Here is a 25,133-nt window from a genome sequence, read left to right as displayed (position 1 = left end):
CGAGTGAGCTCAAAAGATAATGATCGTCAGGAGACACAATATGAATATCTGCTTACTAAACGATTCCTTCCCGCCGGTAATAGACGGCGTAGCCAATGTAGTCATGAACTACGGGGAAGTATTGACTGATAAATACGGTGCAAATGTGACAGTAGCCACACCCAGGTATCCGGATACCGATTACGGTTCATATCCTTACCGGGTAATAGACTACCCAAGCTTTGATACCACAGATTTTATCAAGGGTTACAGGACCGGTAATCCTCTTGCCATAAGAGAGATTGCTGAGATCGTGGGCGGCTCCCCTGATATCATCCACAGCCACTGCCCTGCTTCCTCCACTATCCTGGCCAGGATACTAAGAAAAGAGACCGGTCGCCCCATCATCTTTACCTACCACACCAAATTCGATGTGGATATTGCAAGAGCTGTAGGCGAAGGCATATTGGGCAAAGAGACCATAAAGACCATGGTCAAAAATATTGAAGCCTGCGACGATGTATGGGTAGTATCTAAAGGCGCCGGCAAGAACCTGGAATCCCTTGGCTTTGAAGGAGAATACCGTGTCATGCCAAACGGAGTGGATTTCCCAAAGGGCAAAGTCAGTGATAAGGAGGCTGCCGCGGCAAGCGAAGGTTATGACCTGCCAAAGGGCGTCCCTTTGTTCCTCTTCGTAGGCAGGATCATGAAATACAAGGGGCTGCCTCTGATACTGGATGCACTAAAGCTCCTTCATGATAACGGCATAGACTTCCGCATGGTATTTGTGGGAGGAGGTGCAGACCTGGAAGAGATGCAGACGCTAGCCAAGGAGTACAATATAGATAACAAGGTCATCTTCACAGGTCCGGAGCATGACAGAGAAAAGCTAAGAGCCTGGAATACCAGAGCAGACCTCTTCCTCTTCCCTTCCGTATATGACACCAACGGCATAGTGGTAAGAGAAGCTGCAGCCTGCGGCCTGGCAAGCGTCCTTATCAAGGATTCCTGTGCTGCCGAGGGCATCAGCCATGACAGGAACGGCTTTATCATAGATGAAACGCCAAAGGCCATGGCAGAGCTCCTTACAAGGCTGGCCGCAGATCCTGATCATATGAAGGATGTGGGAATGCATGCCATGGACGAGATATACATCTCCTGGGAGGATGCTGTAGGAATAGCTTACAAACGCTATGAAGAGATCCATGAGATGGCTCTTAGAGGAGACTTTGGTCACAGAAAGCATCAGAGCCTGGAGTACCTGACAAACTCCGCAGCCATGGTACTAAACGGTACCAGGAAGGTGTTTGTAGACCAGCCCAGGACCATATACGAAGGCATGAGGGACAACTTCCAGGAGTTTACAGATAATCTTAAGGGCAACCTTGATGATCTCACAAACGGCATCAGAGACAACCTTGAGTCCATGCGAACTGATATCAAAGACAACATAGACACAATGCGAACTGATATCAAAGACAACATCAAAGAGATGCGAAGCGATATCAGAGAGAATTTTGAAGATCTGACAACTGACGTCAAAGATGGTTTTGAAAAATTCAGAGGTAAGATTGATGAATTCACAAACAGTGACAAAGAGTGACTGGTACAAAAAGATGAGCTTCTACCAGATCTGGATCAGAAGCTTTGCTGATGGTGACGGAGACGGTATAGGTGACTTGTACGGCGTATATGACAAGCTGGAATATATAAAGTCCCTGGGCGTAGACGGTATATGGTTTTCGCCCCTATACCCCTCTCCCAATGCCGACTATGGTTATGATATCTCCGATTACAAGGATATCCATCCCGATTACGGTGACCTGGATCAGTTCAGGAAGGTCCTTGATAAAGCCCACGAGCTGGGCCTCAAGGTCATCATGGACCTGGTCATCAATCACACCTCCGATGAGCATCCCTGGTTTATCGAGAGCAAAAAAGGAGCTGACAATCCCTACAGCGACTACTATATCTGGCGGGATAAGCCCAATAACTGGGATTCCCTCTTTGAAGGCAAGGCCTGGGAATATGTTCCCGAGAGAGGCCAGTACTATCTGCACATCTTTGCCAAAAAGCAGCCTGACCTAAATATGGATAATCCAAAGGTCAGAGAAGAAGTAAAGTCCATCATGCGCTTCTGGCTGGATATGGGTGTTGACGGCTTTAGAGAAGATGTCATCAATTTCATTTCCAAAAAAGAAGGACTGCCTGACGGTCTGCCTTTTTTGCCTGCTGCCAAGGGAATGCCCCATTACAAGGACGGTCCCCATATCCACGAGTACCTTGCAGAATTCAGACAGGTCTGCAATGAATATGACTGCTTCCAGGTAGGCGAAGGACCCATGACTACCATAAAGACAGCCATGGATTATCTCACAGGTCCCACCAAATCACTGGATATGATGTTCTCCTTTGACCATATGATGGCTGACTGTTTTTATACAGAGTACATGCACAGGCCCTTCTCATTGCCCAAGCTCAAAAAAGCCTTTTCCAGCTGGCAGTATGCTCTGGAGGGCAAGGGCTGGAATGCCCTCTATATGGAAAACCACGACCATCCCAGGATCATCAGTCGCTATGGAAGTCACTATTACTGGAAGGAAAGCGGCAAGATGCTGGCCGCCTGCTACCTCTTCCTAAAGGGTACTCCCTTTATCTATCAGGGCCAGGAAATCGGCATGACCAATATCCGCCTGCCTTCCATAGAGCATTACATGGACATATCCTCCAAAAATAACTATTACAATTATCACAAAAAGGAAGACCCCGATAAAAGATTAAAGAGGATACATCTATCCAGCAGAGATTCTGCCCGCACGCCTGTTCAGTGGGATGACTCCCAATATGCAGGCTTTTCCACCGTGCGCCCCTGGTTTTATGTAAATCCCAATTATAAAAAGATCAATGTGGCAGGTGAGGAAAAGGATGAGAGCAGCATACTGAATTTCTACCGCAAATGCCTGAAACTAAGGAAGAGCTCAGACACTCTCATTTATGGCAAATACAAAGAGTATTTCCCAAAGGACAGGCAGCTATATGTATATGACAGGTGCCTGGATAATGAGAGCTATCTGATCATATGCTCTTTCTCGCGCCTTCCTGTAAAGCTCAAAAGACCCGACAAATATATAGGCAAAAAAGCCAGGCTCGTCCTGTGCAATTATGAAAAAGAAGGCCATATCAGAGGCTTTCTAAGACCCTTTGAATGCAGGATATACAGATATAAAGACTAATAAAGCGGCAGTGCTCTTACAAGCTTTAAACAAGGTAAGAAGCACTGCCGTTTCAGGTACAGTCAATATAAGTTTTCAATTCAATGACATAACTCTATCAGATCCTCTACCCTGGCAGTCGCAAGGCACTCCACGGTATCCGATGCTCCGTAGTAGATCTTCACTGTTTTGTCATCCTCAAGAATCAGACCTCCCGGGAAGATCACATTGGTCCTAAAGCCCTCATCTGTTTCATAGGCTGTCTCCGGAGCAATAAGGGGCTCTTTGCTCATGCCTATGATCCTGGAAGGGTCCTCAAGGTCCAGAAGCATCACTCCTGCGCAGTAGCGCTTTTGCCACCTCTCTTCCCAGCCATTCTTCCCCCTCGAATGGTCTATATCCACAGTGTGAAAGAGAGTCAGCCAGCCTGCATCTGTCCTGATAGGAGGTGCGCCGGGTCCTATCTTGTCATTGGCAAAGGGTACATCCTCCACCCCCATAAGAAGCTCTGATTCTCCCCAGTATTTCATATCATAGGACCTGGACATCCATATATCAAACCTGTCTATACCTCCTCTGGAATATACAGGAAAGGGCCTTTCCAGACGTACAAATTTACCATCGATTTTCTCAGGGAAAAGGACCATGTTGCGGTTATCGGGTACAGTCATTGATAAAAGCTCCATATGCTTAAAATCCTCAGTAACACCTATACCGCCCCTAAGGCCATGCCTGGTATCTACTGCAAAGCAGATATAGCACTTATCCTCTATCACAGTGAGCCTTGGATCATATACTCTGGTGATCTCTTCATCCCCCATATCCTCCAGAGTCAGAAAGGGCTTATCCTCCACCTTCCATTTGATGCCATCATCCGAAAAGGCAAGTCCTATCACAGTCCTTCCAAAAGCGCCCTTGCCATCAAACTGATAGTCGTTTCTAAAGAGCATCACATATCTGCCTCGATACTTGGCAACTCCTGCATTAAATATGCAGTCTGCTTCGTAGGGTATGTCCTTACTGCTAAGGATAGGCCTTCCTCCCTCAAACCTCTTTACCACGCTGCTTGAATGCAGCCCCGGATACATCTTTCCCATCTTTCCCCCTCCTATAGTCTGTTGGTGTAGTTCCATAATATTTTTTGAAACAGCTTGCAAAATAGCGCTGATTGCTATACCCCGTCATAGCAGCAACATCCTGGATCATGACCTCTTCATTACGCAAAAGTTCTCCTGCAGTCTCCATTCTCCTTCGTATGAGATAAGTCATAAAGCTCTCCCCGGTTATCTGCTTAAAGATCTGTCTCACATAATTGGGAGAAAAGTAGAGCATTCCGGAGACGCTTTCCAGGCTCAGTTCTTCGTTAGATATATTATGTTCTATAAGTTCTTTTACCTGATATACAATCCGATCACCCTGCTTCTCGTTTATCATGGCAAAACGGCTACAGCATCTGGATATATACTGCTGGAGCGCCCTGTGAGTATCCCAAAGACTTCCATATTCAAAATGCTCTTTAAGATATTTCACCAGCTCCTCATCCTCCCATAGAGGATCAGCTCCGCCTGCTTTCTGCAGAGCATCGGATATATCAAAGACCATTTCAGCCAATGATACACTGACAAACTCTCCCTGGTCTACATGGATCCCCTCATAATAGCGAAGTATCTCATATAGGATCTCTCCCGCCTTGTCTTCCTGTCCCATCTCTATAGCGCGAAGGAGCTGCCCCTCCGCTTCTGTAGGGCGCTTTGCAGATGACTGTTCATCAGCCTTTTCCCCTGCCAGATCATCATAAAATATAGGCAGGGGCTCGTAATCCAGCATGGTCTTCCATACGGACATAGCCTGCCTGTAGGAGCGAGACAGACCGGACATATCTTCATATATGCCTCCCACCACGCAGCCAAAGGGATAGTCATAATATCTGGCAAGGCTCTCTCTTATAGAGCCCATGCCATCTGCGATGGCCCTTTTAAAGCTCAGATCATTGCTGCAGGTCCCAAGGAATACGGCCACTATCTGCCTGCCGCCCATATTCAGGAAATACACAGATACTTTCTCGCCAAAAATATTATCCCCTACAGAATCCAAAAGACCTGTAAGCTCTTTCTCATGTTTTCCCCCGGGAGCGCTCATACGTATGATCCCCGCAGCCACACGGCTGATCTTCCCATTAAGACCCAGCCCCGGAGCCTCTTTTTCTATTTCAGAGGCAGATATCTTATCATCCAGTATCCTTCTGAAGAACTGCTCCAGATATAGCTGCCTTGAGTCTTCCAGCGCCAGCTCCATCTGATGGATATTGTTCATCAGCATCTCCTGATGGTCTATGTCTGCAGCAATCTTCTCTAGTACCTCAATTACCTCTTCTTTGGAAAAAGGCTTTAAGAGATAATCTGTAACTCCCAGTGACATAGCCTGCCTTGCATAATCAAAATCGTCATAGCCGCTTATGATCACAGGCTTTACCCTGATCCCTTTTCTGTGCAGCTCTCTTATCAATTCCAGTCCATCCATGACCGGCATGCAGATATCTGTCAGGAGGATATCGGGGCTCTCTTTTTCTATTATCTCCAGTGCCTCTTGGCCATTTTGGGCTCTGCCCACCACATGGAAGGGGCTGCCTTCCTGATTGAGCTGTTTGGCCAAAAGCTCCGTAACATATGCTTCATCATCAGCTATGACTATATCGTAATGCTCCATATATACCTCCATGTCATCATATATCCCCAGGGCCAATGTGCGCAGGTGATCAAGCAGCCATCCTGCATATCCTAAGCTCTCATCCTTCCTCGGTGGTCATGATGGGCATCAGGATGATCGCTCTTGTACCCTTATGGGATACACTATCAATAGTCAGTCCATAGTCGTCGCCATAGCCAAGTTTCAGCCTCTCATTAACATTGTAGATGCCATAGCCGTCTCCCTGCCCTGCATAGCCTGATGTGAGTCCCCGCCTTATCACAATAAGCCTGTCCTCTTTTATGCCTTCTCCGTCGTCTTCCACCAGGATCTGCAGCAACCTCTTTCCGGCCTGCACAAGCCTCCTGACACTTATCTTTATATGTCCTATACCTTCTTTAGGTTTGATGCCGTGATAGATAGCATTTTCCACCAGAGGCTGTATGATCAGCTTGATGGTGTATAATGATTCCACGCCATCTTCTATATCCATCTCGTACTGCAGCTTGTCCTTGTAACGTATCCCCTGGATCCTTAGATAATTTCTCACATGCTCAAGTTCTTCGCCTATGGTGATCACTTCTCTGCCGCCGCTAAGACTCACACGATAGAACTTACCCAGGGAGTTGGATAGCACTGCTATCTCCGGTACCTCAGAATCCGTAGCCTGCCAGGTTATGGCATTAAGGGTATTATAGAGAAAATGGGGATTGATCTGAGCCTGCAGAGCCTTTAGCTCTGCCTTCCTCTTTTGCAGCTCAACCAGCTTTACCCTTTCCTTCTCCTCCCTTAGCTCTTCTATATTGGCACCAAGTTCTCCAATGAGATGGTCTATCTTATCTGTCATATAGTTAAAGCTTTGACCAAGAGCTCCTATCTCATCCGTATAGGGATAATCAAAGCGTTTATCAAAGTTCTCACTTTTGCTGGCCCTGTTCATAAGTTCGCTGAGTCTCCCCAGAGGCGCTGTCATCCCCCGCACCACTATCACTATCAGGACTATGCTCACAGCTACAGATACCAGCATCAGGATCAGTATGAATATTCTTAGCTGCTTTAGATCACCTACCAGAGAGTCTGCCTTTTTAAGTGCACATATCTTCCAGCCGCTGCCGCTCATCACAGCTAAGGTGGCAAGGTAGTTTTCGCCATTATACTCCACTTCCCTGCACAGAGCTTTCATCTCCTCATCCAGCTCTTCAAAGCCCGCAAGGATAGCAGCCTTATCCTCATCATAGCCCAGCACATTTTCCCCTTTTGCATCTGCGATAAATATGCTGTCATAGGAGTCATAGGTGTCCTTTAGGAACTTTTCTATCTCCGACTGCTGCAGGCTCACTACGATATAGAGATCCTGCTGGCTGATACGGAATCTGTATACCACAGGTATCACAAGCTCACTCCCCTTGAAGATAGGCGACTTCATGGCAGGATACCTGCATATAGTCTCCCCCGGATTCTCCAGGAAATAATCATGCATAAAGGATTCCATGAAATGAAAATCATGCTCCCTTATCCTGGTGAAATTATCAAAGCTCCCGTGTTCGGTCTCTATACTCACCGAGTGGACATAACGGTCTCCCTGATAAAATTCAGATATAACATCAGACATCTCGCCCATCAGCTTCACATAACTGATAGAGTCAGGATTCTGAAGATATTGGGACATGGGGGTATAAAAAGAAAGATTATTAACAATGGCGTAGACCCTGCCGGTAATGGATCTCATTTCACCAGAGAGCTGCATCTTCATCTGCGATACCATATCTTCAGAGCTGGAATAATAATTCCTGAGAGTATCCCCGTAGGCTCTGTTATAATACAAACCGCCGCTGATGACACTATTAAAGATAAGGATCATCACAGACACTATGATAAGCTTAGTACGAAATCGCAGATTACCAAATACCTTCATAATAATCCTTTACCTGCTTGCAAACACGCCTCTTCTTTGAATCTTAACCTTTTACAGCTCCCAGTGTCAAACCGCCTATAAACTGCTTGTGGCAAAAGGCATATACGATGATGATAGGAAGTATGGCAATGGATGCTCCTGCCAGCATGATATGCCATTCCGCTGCAGCATTTACTGCGTACTTTAGCTGTACTACAGCCACTGTCAAAGTCCTGAGTCTGGGAAGTGATATGGTCATGACCAGCGTGGTGATATAGTCGTTCCAGGCATGTCTAAAGGCAAAGAGAGCGACCACAGCTATGATAGGCTTGATAAGAGGCAATATGATGCGAAAGAATATACCGTACAGACTGCATCCATCTATGATAGCAGCTTCATCCAGTTCCTTTGGTATCCCTTTTACAAAGCCCATAGTAAGGAGCACATTGGATGCCTGACCGCTGACAAGTGCCAGTATGAGACCCAGCATGGATTTATTCAGATGAAAGGTTGTCAGCAGATTGTAGATAGGATACAAGGTTACGGATCCCAGGGCTATGAACATAAGCGAGGTATAGAGGGTTAGCCAGAATCTCTTACCTGCAAAATCCCTTCTGGCAAATACAAAGCCCGCCAGTGATGCAGTCAGTGTCGCAAGAGCCATGACTGATATACTAAGTGTCACGCTGTTCCAGGTATACTTTATAAAATCAGCCTGGATAAAGGCCTGCACATAATTCTCAGGGTGCCAGACCTTGGGCAAAAAGCTCCCGCCCAGAGTCAGCTCACTGTTGGTCTTAAATGATCCAATGACTGTATATGTAACAGGATATAAGGTAAATATGACCATAGCTATGATAAATATGCTCGCTACAGCCTCCAGGATCATATTCTTAGTCTTTTTCAAATCCCTGCTCCTTCCTAATAAACATCATCCATTTTTCTGGACAGTATCAGATACAGCACTGTGACTATCCCTGCAATAAGGGCTGATACCGTACTGACTGCAGCGCCGTAGCCGTACTGCGGAGTAATGGACGTGCCCGCAGACACCGGAAAGAAGAACTGGTAACCATAAAGAGCCATTACCATAGTGGCATTTGTAGGTCCGCCCTCAGTAAGTACCATTACAGTATTGATATCAGAAAATGCTGCTGTTATAGATAGCATCAGGATGATCTTGAGTATAGGTCCCAGCATGGGTATGGTCACAAACCATAGAGTCTGTAGTCTTCCTGCGCCGTCTATCCTGGCGCTTTCCAGTGCCTCCTGGGATATCTGCTGAAGTCCGGCTATGAAATAGACCATATAATTGCCCACACCGCCCCAGACAGCTGTAATGACCAGGGTCTTCATGGCATGATCCTTACCCAGCCAGTTAATGGGTCCACTTATAATATTCCAGTCCATGAGATATCTGTTGATCTGCCCGTTATAAACATTAAAGAGCAGATAGAAGACCAGTCCCATAACAGCAGAGCTCATGATGGTAGGCATGAAGATGATGCTCTGGAGCTGACCGTTGCCCTTTCTTTTCCTGTTAAGTAATAGTGCAAGAAAAAAAGCTGCAGGTATGATAAATAGTATCTTGGCTCCCGCATATACAAAGGTATTTCTCACCGCTTTCCAGTATATCTGATCCCCAAATACACGGATCAGATTATCAAAGCCTACAAACTTCGGAACAGAAGCTCCGTAGCCGCCATACCTGTAAAATACAAACCTGAGAGTCCATATGACAGGATATACCGAGAAAGCCAAGAAGAGGATGAGATTAGGCAGGAGCATACTGTATGAACGAAGATTATCCAGGATGATCCTTTTTCTCTTCGAAGCAGATATTATATTGCTCTGATGCATTTGCTTTGTCCTTTCCCTTGTTAAAAAAGGCCATTAAAAGGGAGATACCGGGATTTTGCTGCGGCATCCCCCTGAATATTGGCCTTATATACTTGTCATCAAGGATTCATAGGATCGAATCCGTCAATCCTGATCTCGCTGCCAATGCCTTCTGCAATACCTGCATCAAGGGCTGTATTATATCTGTCTGTCAGATCCTGAAGACCTGCCGCGATGTCGCCATTTCCCCAAATCAGTTCTGCCATGCTGTCATACATGTTCATGCCTTCTACGATCACAGCGTCCACATTGGCTTCCTGAGGTGTGGAAGGATATACTGCATCGGTGTCACAGATGAGAAGGTCGGGATTGTCCAGATAGTACTGGGCAGGCTGAGCACCCTCTATGACTGCAGGTACTGTTGATATGCCAAAGCCGCCTTCATAATATCCCCTAAGTACATCCACATTGGTGAATATAGCACGGTATACCTTCCAGGCCTCTTCCAGATGAGTGCTCTCTGCATTAAAGAGATAGCCGTTCATAGGCTGATAGTGCTCTGCGCCTACAACCTTGCCGTCTGTTACAGGAAGCTGTGCGCAGCCCCATTCCTCTTCCATGGGGAACTGATTGGCATATACACCGGGCTCTGCATGGGTAAAGGAGATATACATACCGATCTTGCCATCTGCAAACTGAGTCCTTAAGGGATCGATATCCAGTGACTCACATCCGGGGAATGCGCATTCAGGAGACATAAGTGTCCTCCAGGCGCTTACCAGATTCTCATATCCTGTAAAATCATACCTTCCTGTCCCAAAGTCATATCCAAACTTGATACCCAGTTCTCTTTCGCCTTGCTTCATAAGTGATCTGGACAGTGCTGACTGAGCACCCTTCATATTAGCCGCAAAACCATAGATTCCTTCTCCGGAGAGCTGTGATGTGATCAGCCTTGCATCTTCTACCATCTCATCCAGAGTCTCAGGCGCCTTATCAATGCCCACTCTCTTAAAGATATCTTTGTTGTAGAAGAGTCTGCAGACCGTAGCAGCCGTAGGAACAAAATAACATTTACCATCGATCACATTGTAATCATCAATAAGATTACAGCCAAAGGTCTCTTTGAACTCATCATCCATAAAAGGAGTGATATCCGCATACTTGCCGGCATTGACATAATTTCTGAACATCTGCTCCTGGAATACAAAGATATCCGGAGCATCACCGTTCTGAAATACCATATCTACCGCCTGAGGATAGTTATCTGAGTAGATCTCATATACTACCTCGATATTGTCAGTGTTAGTGGCATTGTACTCATCAACCTTGCTTTGCATGTACTCCGCATCGTGACGATCCTTGGTCCAGACTGTGATAGTGGTCTTTTCTCCCGTTGACTCTTCTTTTGCCTCTTCTTTGACCTCGTCCTTAGTTGCAGTTTTTTCTTCCTGAGCCTTGGCTGTTTCCTCAGCCTTGATCTCAGTTCCTGTCTGAGCCTCGCTACTGTCCTGACCACATCCTGTCAGCAGGCCCATCAGCATTGTGCCAGTCATTATCAGTGCTGTTAATTTTTTTCTTCTCATTTACTGCCCTCCCATATACAGCGGTTGTTGTTTGATGAGTTCATTGTATTGAAATGATCCTCGGGGGTAAATTCATCAAATGACGCTGTAATGTTCAGTTTTTGACGTAAGAATATATACGATCAAATCATTGCTCTTATTTCATCATATATCATCACCTCAGCCAATGATACATTTATTGGCAATGAGCATATCCCTTAATCTGTCCGTATCCAGATCCCAGGGCTTTATGCCCTCCGCTGTGCACAGGGCAGCTGCCGTTCCCGCTGCCTGGCCCGTACCAAAGCATATAGGCATCAACCTGACAGAAGCATTCATGGCTCTGTCACTGCTGATACACCTGCCTGCAACCATAACGTTGGACAGCCCTGCGGGAAGAAGACAACCGTAGGGTATATCATAGGACTCGCCGTGTTTATATCTTGATGTGACATAGAGACTCTTATTCTTATCCTCATCCCACAAAGCAGGAACAGGAGGATGGAGATCTATGGGATAGTTGTAGGCTGCTATACCGTCAGCATGTTTGGCTCTTTTATCATAATCGGCCCGAGTCACCCTGTCCCTTCCTACTATTCTCCTGCTCTCCCTGATACCTATACAGGGGCCGGAGGCTGCAAGTACTGCATTTTCAGCTCCGGGCACATATCTTCGGATAAATTCCATAAGCCTTGGGAGCGCAGCCCTTGCTTCCATCTCAGCCCTTGTCAGTCCGTCGCTATCCAGAGGCCTGATATTATATACATGGCCAAAATTAAAGCTGGCTACCCCGTCCGCATATATACCAATGCCGCAGACGCTCATTTCATTAGGGACAAAAGCACCATCCTTTTTGGCCCTGGCCACTGCCAGGCTAAGGTTCCCATCTTCTCCGCTCTCCTGTGCATATTTCAGGAAAGCATCAGTATCAAAGCCTGCTATCTTAAAGCATAGCGTGCCCGCCTGTACTCTGCCCTCTTCATCACCGTATTCATATCCTGCCCCTGCCATAACAGCCAGGTCTCCGTCTCCCGTGCAGTCAATAAATATATCCGCCTCTATATTGAATTTACCTGATTTATTAACACACTCTACAGACAGCAGATGGCCATCTTCCCCAGTCACTCCTGTCAGATATGTATGCAGGAGGATATCGACACCGTTATCTGCCACCATTTCATCCAGGAGTCTTTTTAGTCTCTCGGAATCAATGGCATACCACCTGGTGTTCCTGGCCTTTTCCGGGATAAGGTCATCCTCCATGAGCTTATGAAGGAGTTCCTGACCTATGCCTCCTATCAGCTCAATGTCCTCATCATAGAATGGCCCGTATGCAGGAACACCTCCCACAGTACCCATGCCGCCCAGACAGGCTTCCTTTTCAATGAGCAGTGTCCTTGCCCCTTCCCTGGCACTGGCTATAGCTGCTGCTACACCTGCAGGGCCGCCACCTGCCACAAGTACATCATATTTCACCTTACTCCACTTCCTTTCTCCTCGTCTCAAAATCAGCACGCAAGACCGGGAGCGGGCATTTCCGCAAGGGATGGAGGGTCAGCCCAAAACAAACAAAAAGCTCCCGGCCCGTAAGATAATGGTTTCCATAAATAATCTTACAGACAGGGAGTCATTTCTAATATCCGATATATGCAGTTATAATGTGCAAAATATGACTAATTGTCATATTTTATCGATCCATGCTTTCACAAGATCGAATATGGACCTATCAGTAATTAAGTTTGATCATATCAATTCTCTCTATTATACCCAGATCCTCCAGATCCTTGATCATGCGATATACTGTAGCAATGCCAACGGATCCATCTCTACTTCTCACCATGCAGCATATGTCCTTGCAGCTTGCTCTGTCATTATCCGCGATAATGCGTGCTACCAGCCTTCTCTGTTTTGTTATACGCATTCCTCTTTGTCTAAGTGCCTCGATGATCTGCTCATCACTCATCTAGTCCTCCCTTTTAATGTATTAGTCTTATCTAACTGCCGGTTAAAAAAGATACCCGTCTCCAAACGGGTCATCCTGCAGTCTTCCAGTGCGTGATAAAAGTTATCATCACCGTTTATTGATCACAATGTTAGCATAAGCTAACATCTGTTTCAAGAGTTAAATTCAGCTAATATTAATTTTCAGAAAGGATATAAAAGCATGAAAAATATCAAGGTTGTTTACTGGACCGGAAGTGGTAATACTCAGGCAATGGCTGAGGCTGTTGCAAAAGGAATAAGTGACGCAGGCGCTGAGGCAAGCGTATGCACTTTTATGTCATATACACGGATGTATTCTGACATGCTCAGAAGTGCATGGATGCACTTCTATGTCATATACACGGATGTATTCTGACATGCTCAGAAGTGCATGGATGCACTTCTATGTCATTCATACCTGTACATCCACGGCGCCACCGCTGCCTGCTGAAAAACCGGAGCTTGCGACTGCACCGGTAAATGAGCCAAAAGGCATAGCGGGCATGGGATGAGTGCCGCTGCCGCTCGCAGGAGATCTGCCCTCTGCTGCTTTTTCAAGCTCATGCTTGGTTATAGCCTTTAGATAGTCCATATCAAGCTTTACCATTTCTTTTTCTTCAGAGGCTCTATGCTTTCTCTTTAAATCTTCCAGGTCTTCCTTACTCATGTGGGGATCTACCACTTCCATGAGCTCCAGGATCTCCATATTTTCTTCCAGCTCATCCATAGTCTCTTTAGTCATTTCAGAGACCATATCATTCAAATCTGCCAGAGCTTCCTTCGTGATCTCTTCGCCCTGCTCTTTCATCTCTTCAATGGCTGCAGATATCATTTCTTCCTGCTCAGCAGCCAGTTCTTCTTCAGCTTTGGCAAGCTTATCTTCACAAGCGGAGATCACCATGTTTTCCAGCTGAGAGGCTGTCTGTTCTTCCCCCCTGAGCTTCTCATCTCTCTTTCCTGTATTCTCAACCAGCTCTTCCAGTTCCAGATGATGCTTCTTTTTCTTTGCTACTCTCTCCATGCCCTTTGCATGATTCAGAGCCATCTGCAGTTCTTCCGGGTCGCCATCGCCTCTTGCCATCTGCCGCTTCACTTCACTTACCTTACGCTTTGCTGCTATCACTGCAAGACCTGCGCTGGTAGAAGATTTGGCTCTCTGGATCTTACTCTCTACTTCCCTGCTGCTGTATTTTACGGGCTCATCATTTTCATCTTCATTTTCTGCTTCGGGAGCACCAGATAGCTGCAGGAAGCCGTTTTCTTTGTCCTTTATAGTGGCAGAATAGGGATTAGCCTGTTCCGCAGGGCTTTTCTTAATATCCCTGATGAGATTTCTCATCTGCCTGGAGTTTTTTTCCTTATCATTCTTTATTCTGTCTGTGATGGAGCTAAAGGCATTTTGCTTATCCGCATTTTCACCTCTTGCTGCAGGCAGAAATTGCCGCAGAGAGCTGTCCCGGGCATTTAAAGAGCCCGGGATATTATTATTCCCGTTATAGGGTATATATGAATTTAGATTATTAAAAGAGATATTCATCTAAATTCTCCCTGCTCTGATAAAGAGCTCATAAAGCTCAGCCCTTGAAATCCACATGTCCGCCAAGCATACGCTCAGAATCAGCCATTACATGGTTCATGGAATTGTTATAGGAATAGGTCTGTACCTTGGACAAAAGCTCATCCACAGAACCTGCCTCTATGATGCCGTACTCCCTTTCTTCTGCTACACCTTCAGCCTTTGTATCATCATCAGCTTCACCGGCTTCACCAGCTTTCTTTTCTTTTGCCTTCTCCAGACGTTTTTCTGCCGTTTTCTTCTCTTCCAGCTTTTTCTCTTTAGCCTTTTCTTCCTTCTTTTTGGCAGCGCGCTTTTCGGCCATCTTGTTCTGAGCCTCAAAGCTCTTGTCTACTGTGGCAAAGAAGCTCTCTCTTCCGTCACTTCCCACAGACATTCCAAAGTTTGTGACAGGTGAGCCGCTACCCTGAAGGCTTTTGCCAAGCTGGGAGATTTTGGCTGAGGACATGGCTATGATGCCCTCGTATTTCTTACGGAAGGCTTCATCTGTTGCCATTTTCTCCAGCTTTTCCTCATCAATGAGGACTACCATCTTATTGGCATTACCATAGGATGCAGCATTCTTCTGCACCTGATCCTTGACAGCCCCACTCACAGCAATGAATTCCAGGTTGTGATACTTGGATTTGAGCTGTTCATAATAAGACTTTGCCTTATCAGACAGCTGTACATCGCCTATGGTATTACCATATTCAGTTTGTCTGGGAACCAGGGAACTTGCGCTATCCAGCGGCGTCCAGGGCTTTGTCTCCACAGCCGTCTTGGAAGCTGTTTCTGCCGCTTTCGAGGACGCAGCAGTGCTTCCTGCCTTGCCTGTACTTCCAGCCTGCCAGGATCTGCCGGTCTGCTGATATGCAGATAGACCTTGTATAGAACTCATATAATCCACCTCCTTGTTGATGGTGCCCGCCGAAATCCTTTTCGACGTGAAGCCCTCCTATTACTGCTTATGAGATAAATAACAGATAAGGCTCCAAATAAATACACTATGAATAGGTGCCAAAGGATACTTTTACACCTATCTCATACTGTATATCGGATCTTTTGACTTACATAATTAGCCAGGGCCAAAAGCTTTTAAGCCTTGCGGCAAATTATGTATCAGCCTTTCTTTATAAGCTCAAAGGTCACAGGCTCTTTTACCTTGCTGCTATTATCTATCCAAAGTCTAAAGATCCCTTCTTCACAGCCGTAGCTGCCATCAGCCCTGATAAAAGATAATTGCTCTTTGCTGATGCAAAAGCTTACAAGCTTCTCCTCACCTGCTTTCAGGCTGATCTTCTTAAAGCCCTTTAGCTGAAGGATAGGACGGACTCTGCTCGCTGCCACATCCTGCAGGTATAACTGGAGAGTCTCTGTACCCTCCACATCTCCCTGATTAGAGATCCTGACAGTGGCAGTTATCGTACCATCTTCAAGCATATGATCAGAGGATAGACTCACCTTAGATATATTAAAGTCTGTATAGCTAAGCCCATATCCAAAAGGAAGCAGCGGCTCGTTGGGCACATCAATATAGCCCGAGGTATATTCCCCCGTATGAATGCCTGTGCGGGGGCGTCCTGTTGAATACTGATCATAAGAGATGGGAAGCTGGCCCTCGTTGTAGGGAATACTAATGGGGAGCTTGGCTGATGGATTGTGCTTACCTGTAAGCACATCCATTATCCCGTGCCCACCTTCTGTGCCGGGGAGCCAAACCATCATTACGGCATGAGAATATTTTAATATCTCTTCAAGTTCCAGAGGCCTTCCGCTGAATATAAGCGTTATTATCGTTTTGCCGCTCCTTGCCAGTTCCCTAAGGAGATTAAGCTGTACCTTTGGAAGCTTTATCCGGGCCCTGCTGGATGCTTCGCCGCTTTGAGCCCTGTGTTCGCCCAGGCACAACACGAGCGTATCCGCGCATTTGGCCGCTTCCACTGCCTGCTTTAACAAAGAGTCATTTTTGCTGCAAAAAGCCTCATCCTCATAGTAGTATCTGGCACCGACAGTGTGATTATCCAGCATTGTGCAGCCATCTGCAAAGAGAAGGTCACCTTTATCCCAGAATTCCAGCGCAGCCTTTTTTATACTGATCTGATCAAGGACATCTCCATTTACAGCCCAGGAGCTGTCCATGTCAGCATTATCCACATACGGTCCGATAAATGCCAGCTTTCCCTTTTTCAAAGGAAGGACATTTTCGTCATCATATTTATCATTTTTCAATAGAACTATAGATTTTCTCACCATTTCCCTGGCCAGTTCTCTATGCTCCTTAGAGAGTATTATCTCTCTCTCCAGCCTGATATCCGCATCTTTATAAGGGTTCTCAAAAAGCCCCAGCTTATTCTTGAGCCTTAGCACTCTCATTACCGCCTCGTCCAGTAGCGAGCTGTCTATATCCCCTTTAGCCACAAGCTCTGCAAGATGCTCCGCATAAGCATTGCCGCACATATCAATATCCACTCCGGCCTTAAGTGCAGCCCCGGCAGCTTCCCTATTATCCCTACAAAAGCCGTGCATGGTCATCTCTGCAACAGCACCCCAATCAGATATGACTACACCATCAAAGCCCATCTCGTCCCTTAGTACATCTTTCATCAGCCATCTGTTGCCTGAGCAGGGGATACCGTTCCAGGTATTAAAAGCACTCATTACCATCTCGCAGCCGCTTTCCACTGCCTTTTGGTAAGCAGGCAGATAATATTCTCTAAGGGTATGCTCAGACAACTCCACATTGTAATATTCCCTGCCGGCTACAGGAGCTCCATAGCCTGCAAAATGCTTTACACATGCACCTACTCTAAGAGGATCGCCTGCATTATCACCCTGATAACCCTTTACCATGGCAGATGCCATCCTGCCGTTTAGATATACATCTTCGCCTGTAGATTCCATGACTCTTCCCCACCTGGAATCCCTTACCAGGTCAGCCATGGGAGAAAAGACAATGTGTATCCCGGACGCAGCGGCCTCTCTGGCAGCAATCTCTGCACATTTCCGGGACATTTCAGGATCAAAGGATGCACCTTGTCCCAAAGGACAGGTAAAAACGGTGCGATAGCCATGTATCACATCCAGCATAAATAGCATGGGGATGTGATGAGGCTGATCTTCCATTTGCTTTTTCTGGATGGAGCGAACCGTTTCCGCTCCGGATATCCCAATAGTACTGCCGGCAAAGGCTTTTAACGATTCTGTATCGCAGTTATTTTCATTGATATTCCCCGTCACCAGAGCATCTTTTTCAAAATAGGAGCCTTCCAGCATCACGAGCTGCCCGACTTTTTCCTCCACCGACATATCTTCTATTAGTTCTTTGAGCTTTGCCTCTATCATTTGCTTTTGCACCGTCCTCGTTTCAAAAATACGGAGGGGCTGGAAATACCATCCCCTCCACTTATAAGCCCTTTAGTGTAATTTATGTCATTACAACAGCTTACTCTCAGTCATCGGACTCTGATGTATCCTCTTCAGATTCCGCAGCCTCCTCTTCAGATATCTCTTCCTGAAGATCATTGGAATAATCATGGGTCTTAATATCTTCTACCGCAGCCTCAAGAGATGATCTGTAGCTCTCAAGCGCATTGGCAGGTGTATTTTCACCATATTCAATAGTGGTCAGCATCTCATTTACCATAGAATCCAGCTCTGAAAAGCCAAGGATAGGTGAGATCTGTATCTTATCCTTCAGATCCATTACTACTTCTACAGCACCTGCATCATCTGCATCTGCTTCAAACTTTGCTTCGATAGCATCATTCCAATCTTCTTCATCTTCGAAGCTCTGATAGATCAGGTCTATGATCTGTGCCACTTCTTCAGGCTTTTCTATTCCGTTGAGAATCATAAGGGGTGATGATTCTTTACCATAGGAAACATATTCGCTGCCGTTTGGTCCAATAGGGAAGGGAACAAAGCTCCAATCATCTTCCATTTCATCCAGATACTCGGGAGCGATCCACCACTCTTCGAGACACATGCAGGAATTGCCATCTCTAAAGTCCCAGATCTGGCTCTGCCAGTCGCCCAGCCAGCCGCTAAGGTGAGGCACATTCTGCATAAAATCAGCATAGGCTTCAAGAGCCTGCATAGCTTCAGGAGTCTCAAGAGCCAGCTCAATACCTGCATCTGTGCTCTTAACAGCATCTGCATTATTGGAAGCCATATAGTTCCATGCCAGACTCAGTCTCTCATTGAAACCGTGGATATCATATTCGCCATCTCCGTCCAGATCCTGATTGCCTGCCAGGGCTATCTCCTTGAACTTGTCCCAATTCCATTCACCCTTGGTATAAAGCTCATAAAGGTCAGGAAGATTGTACCTTTCAAAGAGAGTCTTGTTATAGAAGATGCCGTAACGGCATTCTGCACTTGTCTGAGCCAGAGCATATACCTTGCCCTTGTATGTGCAAGCCTCTGTTACAGGCTGGGAATACTGAGGTTCTGTAAAATCTATCACGCCCAGATCACTTATAGGATATGCAATACCTCCCTCTATAAGAGAAGGAAGGAGCCTGTAGGTCAGGATATATCCCGCATCACACACAGGAGTACCTGACAGTACAGAAGTGATATAGGCCTTCTCGTAATCCTCTCCAAGATTTACAAACTCGATCTTGCAGTTATAGTTGTCCTCTACATATTTGATCCTCTCTGAGTAAGCTCTTGAAAACTCATTCTGAGAGGGATCGGGAGTCATGTCATAATACGAACCGATCCTTACAACCCTTCCCCCAAAGTCATAGGTCTCTTCCGTCTCTTCTTCCTCTTCCGGTTCTGAAGCCTGAGGAGTTTCAGAAGACTCTTCTTCTATAGCTTCATTAGCAGCAAGCGACTCCTCCCCTGAATTTGCTGCTTCATCCTTTTTTGCCTCGCCCCCGCAAGCCACAGCACAAGCCGTTAGCGCGGTGGACAACACCAGTGCCACGATTTTCTTCTTCATACCTTCTTTTCCTTTCTCTTTTGTGTGATTTATAATGAAAACCCTACTTTTTCATTATCTTTTTTGAAGTTCCGGGCTCTGATATACCCGAACATATTCAATCTGATATTCAGCCGGAAAATATGAATCGTCCACTCCGTTCATACCGCCCCAGCTTCCCCCGTATGCCAGATTCAGTATGAGATAAAAGCGCTGATCAAAGGGCCATATATCGCTTGTAAGTCCGTCATTATATTTCAGAGGGTCAAATGTAAGGACTTCCTTGCCATCCACTGTAAAGATCATCTTGTCAGGAAGCCACTCCAGGCCGTAAAGATGAAACTCCTCGCTCACATCCTTTTTCCTGATACAATTACTCTTTTTGCTGTCTCCGCAGTATTTGCCTGTATGTACTGTGCTCACTACCACACCGGGATCACAGCCTACATGTTCACAAATGTCTATTTCTCCGGACTTTGGCCACTCGCCATATACAGAATCAGTGGGCATCATCCATATGGCAGGCCATGTACCAAGACCCAGAGGAAGCTTTGCAGATACCTCTACCTTGCAATACTTCCAGTCGCCCTTGTACTGACTCATGACACTTGCAGAGGTGATTTTGCCATCTTCTTCCTTTCTGAGCTCTATCTTCATAACACCGTCTTCGACTTTGACATTGTCTCCCTCTGTGTAGTACTGGAGCTCATCATTTCTGACATAGCCGGTCTCATATCCCCATTTCTCAGGATCAGGCCTGCCTTCATAATCAAACTCATCAGACCATACCAGCTCATAATTCAGGTTTTCGTAATCGTATTTGATCTCGTTTTCCACTTCATTCTCCTTTATACCTGCACATGCCCCCAAGAAAAGGGTACATAGCATTGCTGTTCCCACAATTGTTACTCTCTTTTTCATAATCCCTCCCGTTATATAGTTACCGATAAACTGCCATCACTTCCCTGCTGCGCTGCCCAGGGAGGGAGCGCCTCAACTCATCCCACGATGCCGGAGCGTTCGATTCCCTCTACGAAGTAGCTCTGGCAAAAGAGATACAATATGATAAGAGGAAGCATGATGAGTATAGAACCGGTATTATTGACCATTGATGCAAAGCCGGGACTGACGAAATTCATGCTGCCGCTCATATTCTGGTACTGCCTTGCCATGACCTGAGCCAGGGAGCTGAGCTGATTGGAGAAGAGGCAGGCCTTTGGCAGATACATACCCACGTAGAAAGAGTCGGTCCACTGCCATACAAATCCAAACAGGAAGACTGTGACCATCATAGGCACGCTGCTGGGGAGCATGATCTGGATAAAGGTGCGAAATCTTCCGCAGCCATCCACAAAGGCAGCCTCTTCCAGCTCTTTTGGCAGGCCCTTGAAATACTGCCGCAGCATGTAGATATAGAGCCCGTTCTTAAAGCCCATGCAGGTCATAGCCTGTATGATCAGGGGCCAGGGAGTGTCTATGAGATTCAGACTGTGTCCCATAGCCCTCTTAAACAGACCAAAGAGATCAAAGAATCTGAAATTCATGAACATAGGCAGCATCACTATCTGAGGCGGTACTATCAAGGTGAAGATCACGCATGCAAACAAGAGATTTTTGCCAGGGAAGTAAAACCTTGCAAAACCGTATGCTGTGAGCATGCAGGCAAACAGCTGCAGGCCTGATACCAGCGCAGAGAGCGCAAGAGTATTTATAAAGGCTCTGCCATATTCAAGGCCAGCTAATACCCTCTTGTAATTATCCAGGGTAAAGTTTTTGGGAACGTAATGTACCGTCGCATCATATAGGTCTTTTTCATCCATAAAGGAAACGGATAATTTGAGATATAGCGGATATAAGATCACAAAGCATATCCCAAAAACTATGACCGCTCTCACGATTGACCAGAGTAAACGCGACATAGCAGGCAGTGTCAGCCTGATTCTTACTTTGTATTTATTCATAACCATGCACCTTCTTAATCCATGTAGAATACTTTACGTGCTACGACTACGCTTATGGAGCTGATAAGGACGGCGATCACCAGGAAGTAGATCCAGGCCATGGCGGAGCCGTAGCCAAATTTCACATCCGTAAATATGGTCCTCTTTATGACAGTCATAAGCTCGTTCCCCGCACTGGTAAAGGAATCTATGATGGTATAGATGGAATTGACCAGTATTAGCGGGCTGATCATAGGGAAGGTGATCTTCCAAAAGTTTTCCCAGGCAGTAGCCCCTTCCATATTGGAAGCTTCAAAGAGGCTGGGTGATATACCCTGGAGTCCTGCCAGAAATATGAGGATCTGCACACCGGAAGCCACTACTATGTCATATATCCCCAGCACAGACTTTGAGAGATACATGACAAGGGCTGTGGGAAGTCCTGTATATTCGATCAAAAAACGAGACACGTTAAATACAGTATTGGCATCATCTGCGGATAAGGCATTTTCCGGCCCCAGCGTGGATATGAGAAGGTCAGAAGCTTCTATGCTCATCAGTATTCCTGATGTGAGTATCACAGGAAAGAAAAATATACTCCTGGCTATCCCTCTTCCCCTGAATTTCTGATTAAGGAGATTAGCTGCAAAAAAGCTGAATATAAGCACCAAAGGCACATTTAAAAACATGTCCTTTACAGCCTTTAATAGATCCCTGTTATAATCCGGATCGATAAAAAGAGCTCTGATATAGTGTTCAAATCCGTTAGATGCAGCACCGCTCAGGACATAACCGCCGCTTTCCACTGTCATATTGCTGAAGCTGTAGATCACAGATTTTATGAGCATGGGCACAAAGAAGGCAAAAAATCCTATGAGGAATGGAAGGATAAACATGTATCCTGCTATGGTCTCCTTCTTTGGCATTAGCATTTTCTTATTCATAGTTATTTCCCTCATCGAGAATAAAATCACGGGCCTTGACAGTCTGTCCGTCTATATTCAGGTCTGTATTGTTGTAATTGACCAGCACACAAGCTCCGTTTTCGTAGCTGGTACGGTAGAGACCATCCATGAGCTTTTCATGCTTTAAGATCTTCTTGTCCATCAGCCGCTCCAGCACAGAGTTTGCACGACTCCAGCTATCCACCATCTTTTCTTCCCAGTCGTCAAAGCTGACGGAATAGAGCTCATCAAAGCCTGAATCCTTTAGTACAGAGCTGTCTTCAGTAATAAGGCAATATGACAAGCCTGCTCCGCACTCCACACTTTTCAATATGCTTCCCTCTATATCATCAGACAGATTAATGGGATCACCTGCGTAGCTTATATATCCGTGTATGACCATTTCATAAAAGGGGATCACCTCGTCAATGATCAGGCACCTGTTACTGTCCATAGGAGCTTCCAATATGTCTGACAGATATTTAAAGCCATAGGCATTGGCATTCTGGCCAAGGAGCCTGCCCTCGTATTGTTCAGACAGCGTTTCAAGAGCCTGGCTGTTTCTATAGACCGCGCTCTGCCGGTCCACGTAATGCGCTTCATAGTGATCACCGTATAGATCAGAAGCCAGATAACCTATCCCAAGCCCGTCCAGAGCATATTTGGCAGTAGCCTTCATGTAATCCCCTGTGATCTCCTCCAGATAATAGGGGCTTATCATATGGGCTTCCGGAGCAGATTTATCCCGCATATTATTGGGGATCATGTATTTATATGAATTCACTATGGTATTATCGTAATATCTGGGACTATGTCTTTCTGCCTGATATCCATCCAGGATTTTGTCCTTGTATACATACTGAAAGTCGCTTTCCCAAAATAGCGGGATATCAAGCTCTTTCATCTGCTGTCCAAACTCTTTTATAGATAATCCCTTGCTCTCAAGGAGCCCTGCTGCCTTGGCTGCTACAGGGGAACTCCCCTTATAACCGCCCCCGGTCCATCCAAGATAAGATATTTTGATATTATCTACGCCTTTATCCATCAGACCTTGCGCAGCTTTTTTTGCAGCTTCATAGGTGGTCAGCTTTTTCAGCGCTTTGTGCTTTAGTCCCAGCACCGATTCCCACTTCTTAGCCCCGCCTATAAAGCTGATATACAGAGGCACAGTATCCTTATCCACTTTTGAGCCCAACATATCTCTGTTTAAAAGATAGTCACGGTAACACCTTGCCATGCCGGAATAATCAGCATCTTCCCCATAGAGAAATTCATATCTTAGCTTGTAATTCTCCGGAAAAACAGGCTTTGAATAGATCTGAAAGCTGTTGGCTCCAAGGACTTCATCCATGGTGACGCTTCCATAGGTCAGATAGTCAAACAGCGCATAGCACTTATTCTGATCATCTGTTCTTCCTGAGATATCCGCCTTTATAGTGGCATTTGCATCTCCCTTTTCTATGATCGCCAGAAATGCCTTATCCTCTTTTTTGATCCCAAATACAGGCATTTTGACTGACAGCTTCTGATCAAGCTCTGACTTTTTGTTATCATCAGCCAGCTCAGTCTTGTCTTCTCCATAGCAATAGCCAAGGTATGGCGCAGTACCGGATAGCTTGCCATTATCAAAATCAATAAGTGCTCCCGATCCGTCAGGGACAAAGATATATCCCTCTTCCCCTGATGATGCAGCGCCAAAGTATGGAAGCAGGGAAATAGTAGTCAAATAGAAGCTTTGACTGTCATATTCCACTTCATCCGGTATTATTTCTGCAATAAAATCCCCATCTTCTATACGGTATTCAACAGGAATAGAAAAAAACGCTTTATCATTTTCGTTTATATATCCGTTAGTGGCATTATCATTTTGCATATCCTCTCTGCTATAGCCTGCAGCTTCAAAATAGTCTGTAAGCTCTTCCAGCTTGTAATCCTTTACGCCTTCGCTGAGAACATATACCGGGTATTCACTTAGAACAGGATATTTTTCCAGGTATTCCTTTTTTTCTGACTCCCTATGCATTTCATCAAGGTCCAGGTAATAGTAATTTCGTTTTGTTTTTTTGGCTGCTTTTTCATCCATTTTGGACAGATAGCTTTCAAAACGATCCTTGCTGATAATGCCAGGGACCACATACCTGTCAGTCAGCTCTCCTATTTCATATAAGACCCTGACACCGCCCTCGATATTTTCTATACTGAACTGGCCCTTAAAGGTAGAGTCGTTATAGCTGTCCATGGTCTGTTCCTGGACCTTGTCATTAAAGTAATTGATAATAAGCTGGGACTTCATCAGTCCCTTGTAATATTCGCCTGCCAGGCTGTCATTATCACAATCCGGTGGATTGGAAAACCAGTAGTCATCACTGGCCTTCACTCTCACAGCAAGAGCTGTTGTGACAGGATCTATATATAGCTCCAGCTCAGAGTCAGAAGCCACAAGTGACATATCAGACAGGACATCCTCTGCCTGCTGCCTGTCAGAAGTGCCAAGGGGCTCATCTGCACAGGCCTTTATAGCATTTGCCAAAAGGCCACTTCCTGCTATTATCAGGGCCATGCAGCAGTTCATTATCCTATTCCTTCTCTTATCTATCATTGCCCGGT

19 protein-coding genes are annotated in these 25,133 nt (G+C 45.8%); 3 read left to right on the top strand and 16 right to left on the bottom strand.

The features are described from left to right. Positions 1 to 40: 40 nt before the first annotated feature. Complete coding sequence (locus tag G636_RS18055) at positions 41 to 1,582, top strand: glycosyltransferase (RefSeq protein WP_051226834.1); 1,542 nt, start codon at positions 41 to 43, stop codon at positions 1,580 to 1,582. Then, positions 1,554 to 3,212: an alpha-glucosidase gene (locus G636_RS0109620; protein WP_026507883.1), complete on the top strand. Its 1,659-nt coding sequence runs from the start codon at positions 1,554 to 1,556 to the stop codon at positions 3,210 to 3,212. The genes G636_RS18055 and G636_RS0109620 overlap by 29 nt, the downstream gene beginning before the upstream one ends. A gap of 80 nt (positions 3,213 to 3,292) precedes the next feature. Here the strand turns inward: G636_RS0109620 and G636_RS0109615 are convergent, their stop codons facing one another. The 8 genes from G636_RS0109615 to G636_RS0109580 all read right to left on the bottom strand — a co-directional run bounded on the left by G636_RS0109615 (position 3,293) and on the right by G636_RS0109580 (position 13,137). Further along, the gene (locus G636_RS0109615; RefSeq protein WP_026507882.1) at positions 3,293 to 4,288 is read right to left on the bottom strand and encodes a glycoside hydrolase family 130 protein; all 996 of its coding nucleotides are present in this window, start codon (positions 4,286 to 4,288) and stop codon (positions 3,293 to 3,295) included. Continuing rightward, a complete protein-coding gene (locus G636_RS0109610) occupies positions 4,236 to 5,897 on the bottom strand; it encodes a response regulator (RefSeq protein ID WP_196803077.1) in 1,662 nt (553 codons plus the stop codon). The genes G636_RS0109615 and G636_RS0109610 overlap by 53 nt, the downstream gene beginning before the upstream one ends. Positions 5,898 to 5,976: 79 nt before the next feature. Then, positions 5,977 to 7,791: a sensor histidine kinase gene (locus tag G636_RS19565; protein ID WP_051226832.1), complete on the bottom strand. Its 1,815-nt coding sequence runs from the start codon at positions 7,789 to 7,791 to the stop codon at positions 5,977 to 5,979. Between the two features lie 43 nt (positions 7,792 to 7,834). After that, a complete protein-coding gene (locus G636_RS0109600) occupies positions 7,835 to 8,677 on the bottom strand; it encodes a carbohydrate ABC transporter permease (protein WP_026507880.1) in 843 nt (280 codons plus the stop codon). A 14-nt stretch (positions 8,678 to 8,691) separates the two neighbouring features. Next, positions 8,692 to 9,630 (bottom strand): carbohydrate ABC transporter permease, encoded by a 939-nt coding sequence (locus G636_RS0109595; protein WP_035779389.1) that lies wholly within the window; start codon positions 9,628 to 9,630, stop codon positions 8,692 to 8,694. A gap of 98 nt (positions 9,631 to 9,728) precedes the next feature. Next, positions 9,729 to 11,195, bottom strand: coding sequence for an ABC transporter substrate-binding protein (locus G636_RS18045; protein WP_051226830.1), 1,467 nt, complete (start codon positions 11,193 to 11,195; stop codon positions 9,729 to 9,731). Positions 11,196 to 11,354: 159 nt separating this feature from the next. Then, the gene (locus G636_RS0109585; RefSeq protein ID WP_026507878.1) at positions 11,355 to 12,680 is read right to left on the bottom strand and encodes an FAD-dependent oxidoreductase; all 1,326 of its coding nucleotides are present in this window, start codon (positions 12,678 to 12,680) and stop codon (positions 11,355 to 11,357) included. Positions 12,681 to 12,900: 220 nt separating this feature from the next. Further along, positions 12,901 to 13,137 carry a Fur family transcriptional regulator gene (locus tag G636_RS0109580; protein WP_026507877.1) on the bottom strand — a complete coding sequence of 79 codons (237 nt, stop codon included), beginning with the start codon at positions 13,135 to 13,137 and terminating at the stop codon, positions 12,901 to 12,903. 201 nt (positions 13,138 to 13,338) lie between these two features. Here G636_RS0109580 and G636_RS20990 point away from each other — a divergent pair, with 201 nt between their 5' ends. Next, positions 13,339 to 13,533 (top strand): flavodoxin domain-containing protein, encoded by a 195-nt coding sequence (locus tag G636_RS20990; protein WP_026507876.1) that lies wholly within the window; start codon positions 13,339 to 13,341, stop codon positions 13,531 to 13,533. 36 nt (positions 13,534 to 13,569) lie between these two features. On the opposite strand, the gene G636_RS0109570 is transcribed toward G636_RS20990, so the two are convergent. The 8 genes from G636_RS0109570 to G636_RS0109535 all read right to left on the bottom strand — a co-directional run bounded on the left by G636_RS0109570 (position 13,570) and on the right by G636_RS0109535 (position 25,125). Beyond that, entirely contained in the window at positions 13,570 to 14,694 is a 1,125-nt protein-coding gene (locus G636_RS0109570; RefSeq protein WP_026507875.1) for a hypothetical protein, read from the bottom strand. 37 nt (positions 14,695 to 14,731) lie between these two features. After that, positions 14,732 to 15,613, bottom strand: coding sequence for a DUF6033 family protein (locus G636_RS18040; protein ID WP_051226826.1), 882 nt, complete (start codon positions 15,611 to 15,613; stop codon positions 14,732 to 14,734). Between the two features lie 221 nt (positions 15,614 to 15,834). After that, the gene (locus G636_RS0109560; protein ID WP_026507874.1) at positions 15,835 to 18,057 is read right to left on the bottom strand and encodes a glycoside hydrolase family 3 N-terminal domain-containing protein; all 2,223 of its coding nucleotides are present in this window, start codon (positions 18,055 to 18,057) and stop codon (positions 15,835 to 15,837) included. A gap of 106 nt (positions 18,058 to 18,163) precedes the next feature. After that, positions 18,164 to 19,663 (bottom strand): ABC transporter substrate-binding protein, encoded by a 1,500-nt coding sequence (locus tag G636_RS0109555; protein ID WP_026507873.1) that lies wholly within the window; start codon positions 19,661 to 19,663, stop codon positions 18,164 to 18,166. 54 nt (positions 19,664 to 19,717) lie between these two features. Continuing rightward, positions 19,718 to 20,563 carry a glycoside hydrolase family 16 protein gene (locus G636_RS0109550; RefSeq protein WP_026507872.1) on the bottom strand — a complete coding sequence of 282 codons (846 nt, stop codon included), beginning with the start codon at positions 20,561 to 20,563 and terminating at the stop codon, positions 19,718 to 19,720. A gap of 77 nt (positions 20,564 to 20,640) precedes the next feature. Continuing rightward, complete coding sequence (locus G636_RS0109545; protein WP_026507871.1) at positions 20,641 to 21,603, bottom strand: carbohydrate ABC transporter permease; 963 nt, start codon at positions 21,601 to 21,603, stop codon at positions 20,641 to 20,643. 14 nt (positions 21,604 to 21,617) lie between these two features. Then, on the bottom strand, positions 21,618 to 22,526 hold the full coding sequence (locus tag G636_RS0109540) for a carbohydrate ABC transporter permease (protein WP_051226825.1): 909 nt from the start codon (positions 22,524 to 22,526) through the stop codon (positions 21,618 to 21,620). Next, positions 22,519 to 25,125 carry a DUF5696 domain-containing protein gene (locus tag G636_RS0109535; RefSeq protein ID WP_155832368.1) on the bottom strand — a complete coding sequence of 869 codons (2,607 nt, stop codon included), beginning with the start codon at positions 25,123 to 25,125 and terminating at the stop codon, positions 22,519 to 22,521. Before G636_RS0109535 ends, G636_RS0109540 begins: the two co-directional genes overlap by 8 nt. Positions 25,126 to 25,133: the final 8 nt, after the last annotated feature.

It is taken from the genome of Butyrivibrio sp. MC2013 (assembly GCF_000424585.1).
Lineage (GTDB): Bacteria > Bacillota > Clostridia > Lachnospirales > Lachnospiraceae > Butyrivibrio.
Note: the sequence above shows the minus strand (reverse complement) of the source record. Positions and strands in the feature narration are given on the sequence as shown.

Excerpts from the sequence above, each read along its gene's own strand:
- G636_RS19565 (WP_051226832.1), bottom strand. The coding sequence starts at position 7,791 with ATGAAGGTATTTGGTAATCTGCGATTTCGTACTAAGCTTATCATAGTG.
- G636_RS18040 (WP_051226826.1), bottom strand. The coding sequence starts at position 15,613 with ATGAGTTCTATACAAGGTCTATCTGCATATCAGCAGACCGGCAGATCC.
- G636_RS0109555 (WP_026507873.1), bottom strand. The coding sequence starts at position 19,663 with ATGAAGAAGAAAATCGTGGCACTGGTGTTGTCCACCGCGCTAACGGCT.
- G636_RS0109620 (WP_026507883.1), top strand. The coding sequence starts at position 1,554 with ATGAATTCACAAACAGTGACAAAGAGTGACTGGTACAAAAAGATGAGC.
- G636_RS18055 (WP_051226834.1), top strand. The coding sequence starts at position 41 with ATGAATATCTGCTTACTAAACGATTCCTTCCCGCCGGTAATAGACGGC.
- G636_RS18045 (WP_051226830.1), bottom strand. The coding sequence starts at position 11,195 with ATGAGAAGAAAAAAATTAACAGCACTGATAATGACTGGCACAATGCTG.
- G636_RS0109610 (WP_196803077.1), bottom strand. The coding sequence starts at position 5,897 with ATGGAGCATTACGATATAGTCATAGCTGATGATGAAGCATATGTTACG.
- G636_RS0109595 (WP_035779389.1), bottom strand. The coding sequence starts at position 9,630 with ATGCATCAGAGCAATATAATATCTGCTTCGAAGAGAAAAAGGATCATC.
- G636_RS20990 (WP_026507876.1), top strand. The coding sequence starts at position 13,339 with ATGAAAAATATCAAGGTTGTTTACTGGACCGGAAGTGGTAATACTCAG.
- G636_RS0109560 (WP_026507874.1), bottom strand. The coding sequence starts at position 18,057 with ATGATAGAGGCAAAGCTCAAAGAACTAATAGAAGATATGTCGGTGGAG.
- G636_RS0109535 (WP_155832368.1), bottom strand. The coding sequence starts at position 25,125 with ATGATAGATAAGAGAAGGAATAGGATAATGAACTGCTGCATGGCCCTG.
- G636_RS0109550 (WP_026507872.1), bottom strand. The coding sequence starts at position 20,563 with ATGAAAAAGAGAGTAACAATTGTGGGAACAGCAATGCTATGTACCCTT.
- G636_RS0109580 (WP_026507877.1), bottom strand. The coding sequence starts at position 13,137 with ATGAGTGATGAGCAGATCATCGAGGCACTTAGACAAAGAGGAATGCGT.
- G636_RS0109570 (WP_026507875.1), bottom strand. The coding sequence starts at position 14,694 with ATGAATATCTCTTTTAATAATCTAAATTCATATATACCCTATAACGGG.
- G636_RS0109615 (WP_026507882.1), bottom strand. The coding sequence starts at position 4,288 with ATGGGAAAGATGTATCCGGGGCTGCATTCAAGCAGCGTGGTAAAGAGG.
- G636_RS0109540 (WP_051226825.1), bottom strand. The coding sequence starts at position 22,526 with ATGAATAAGAAAATGCTAATGCCAAAGAAGGAGACCATAGCAGGATAC.
- G636_RS0109545 (WP_026507871.1), bottom strand. The coding sequence starts at position 21,603 with ATGAATAAATACAAAGTAAGAATCAGGCTGACACTGCCTGCTATGTCG.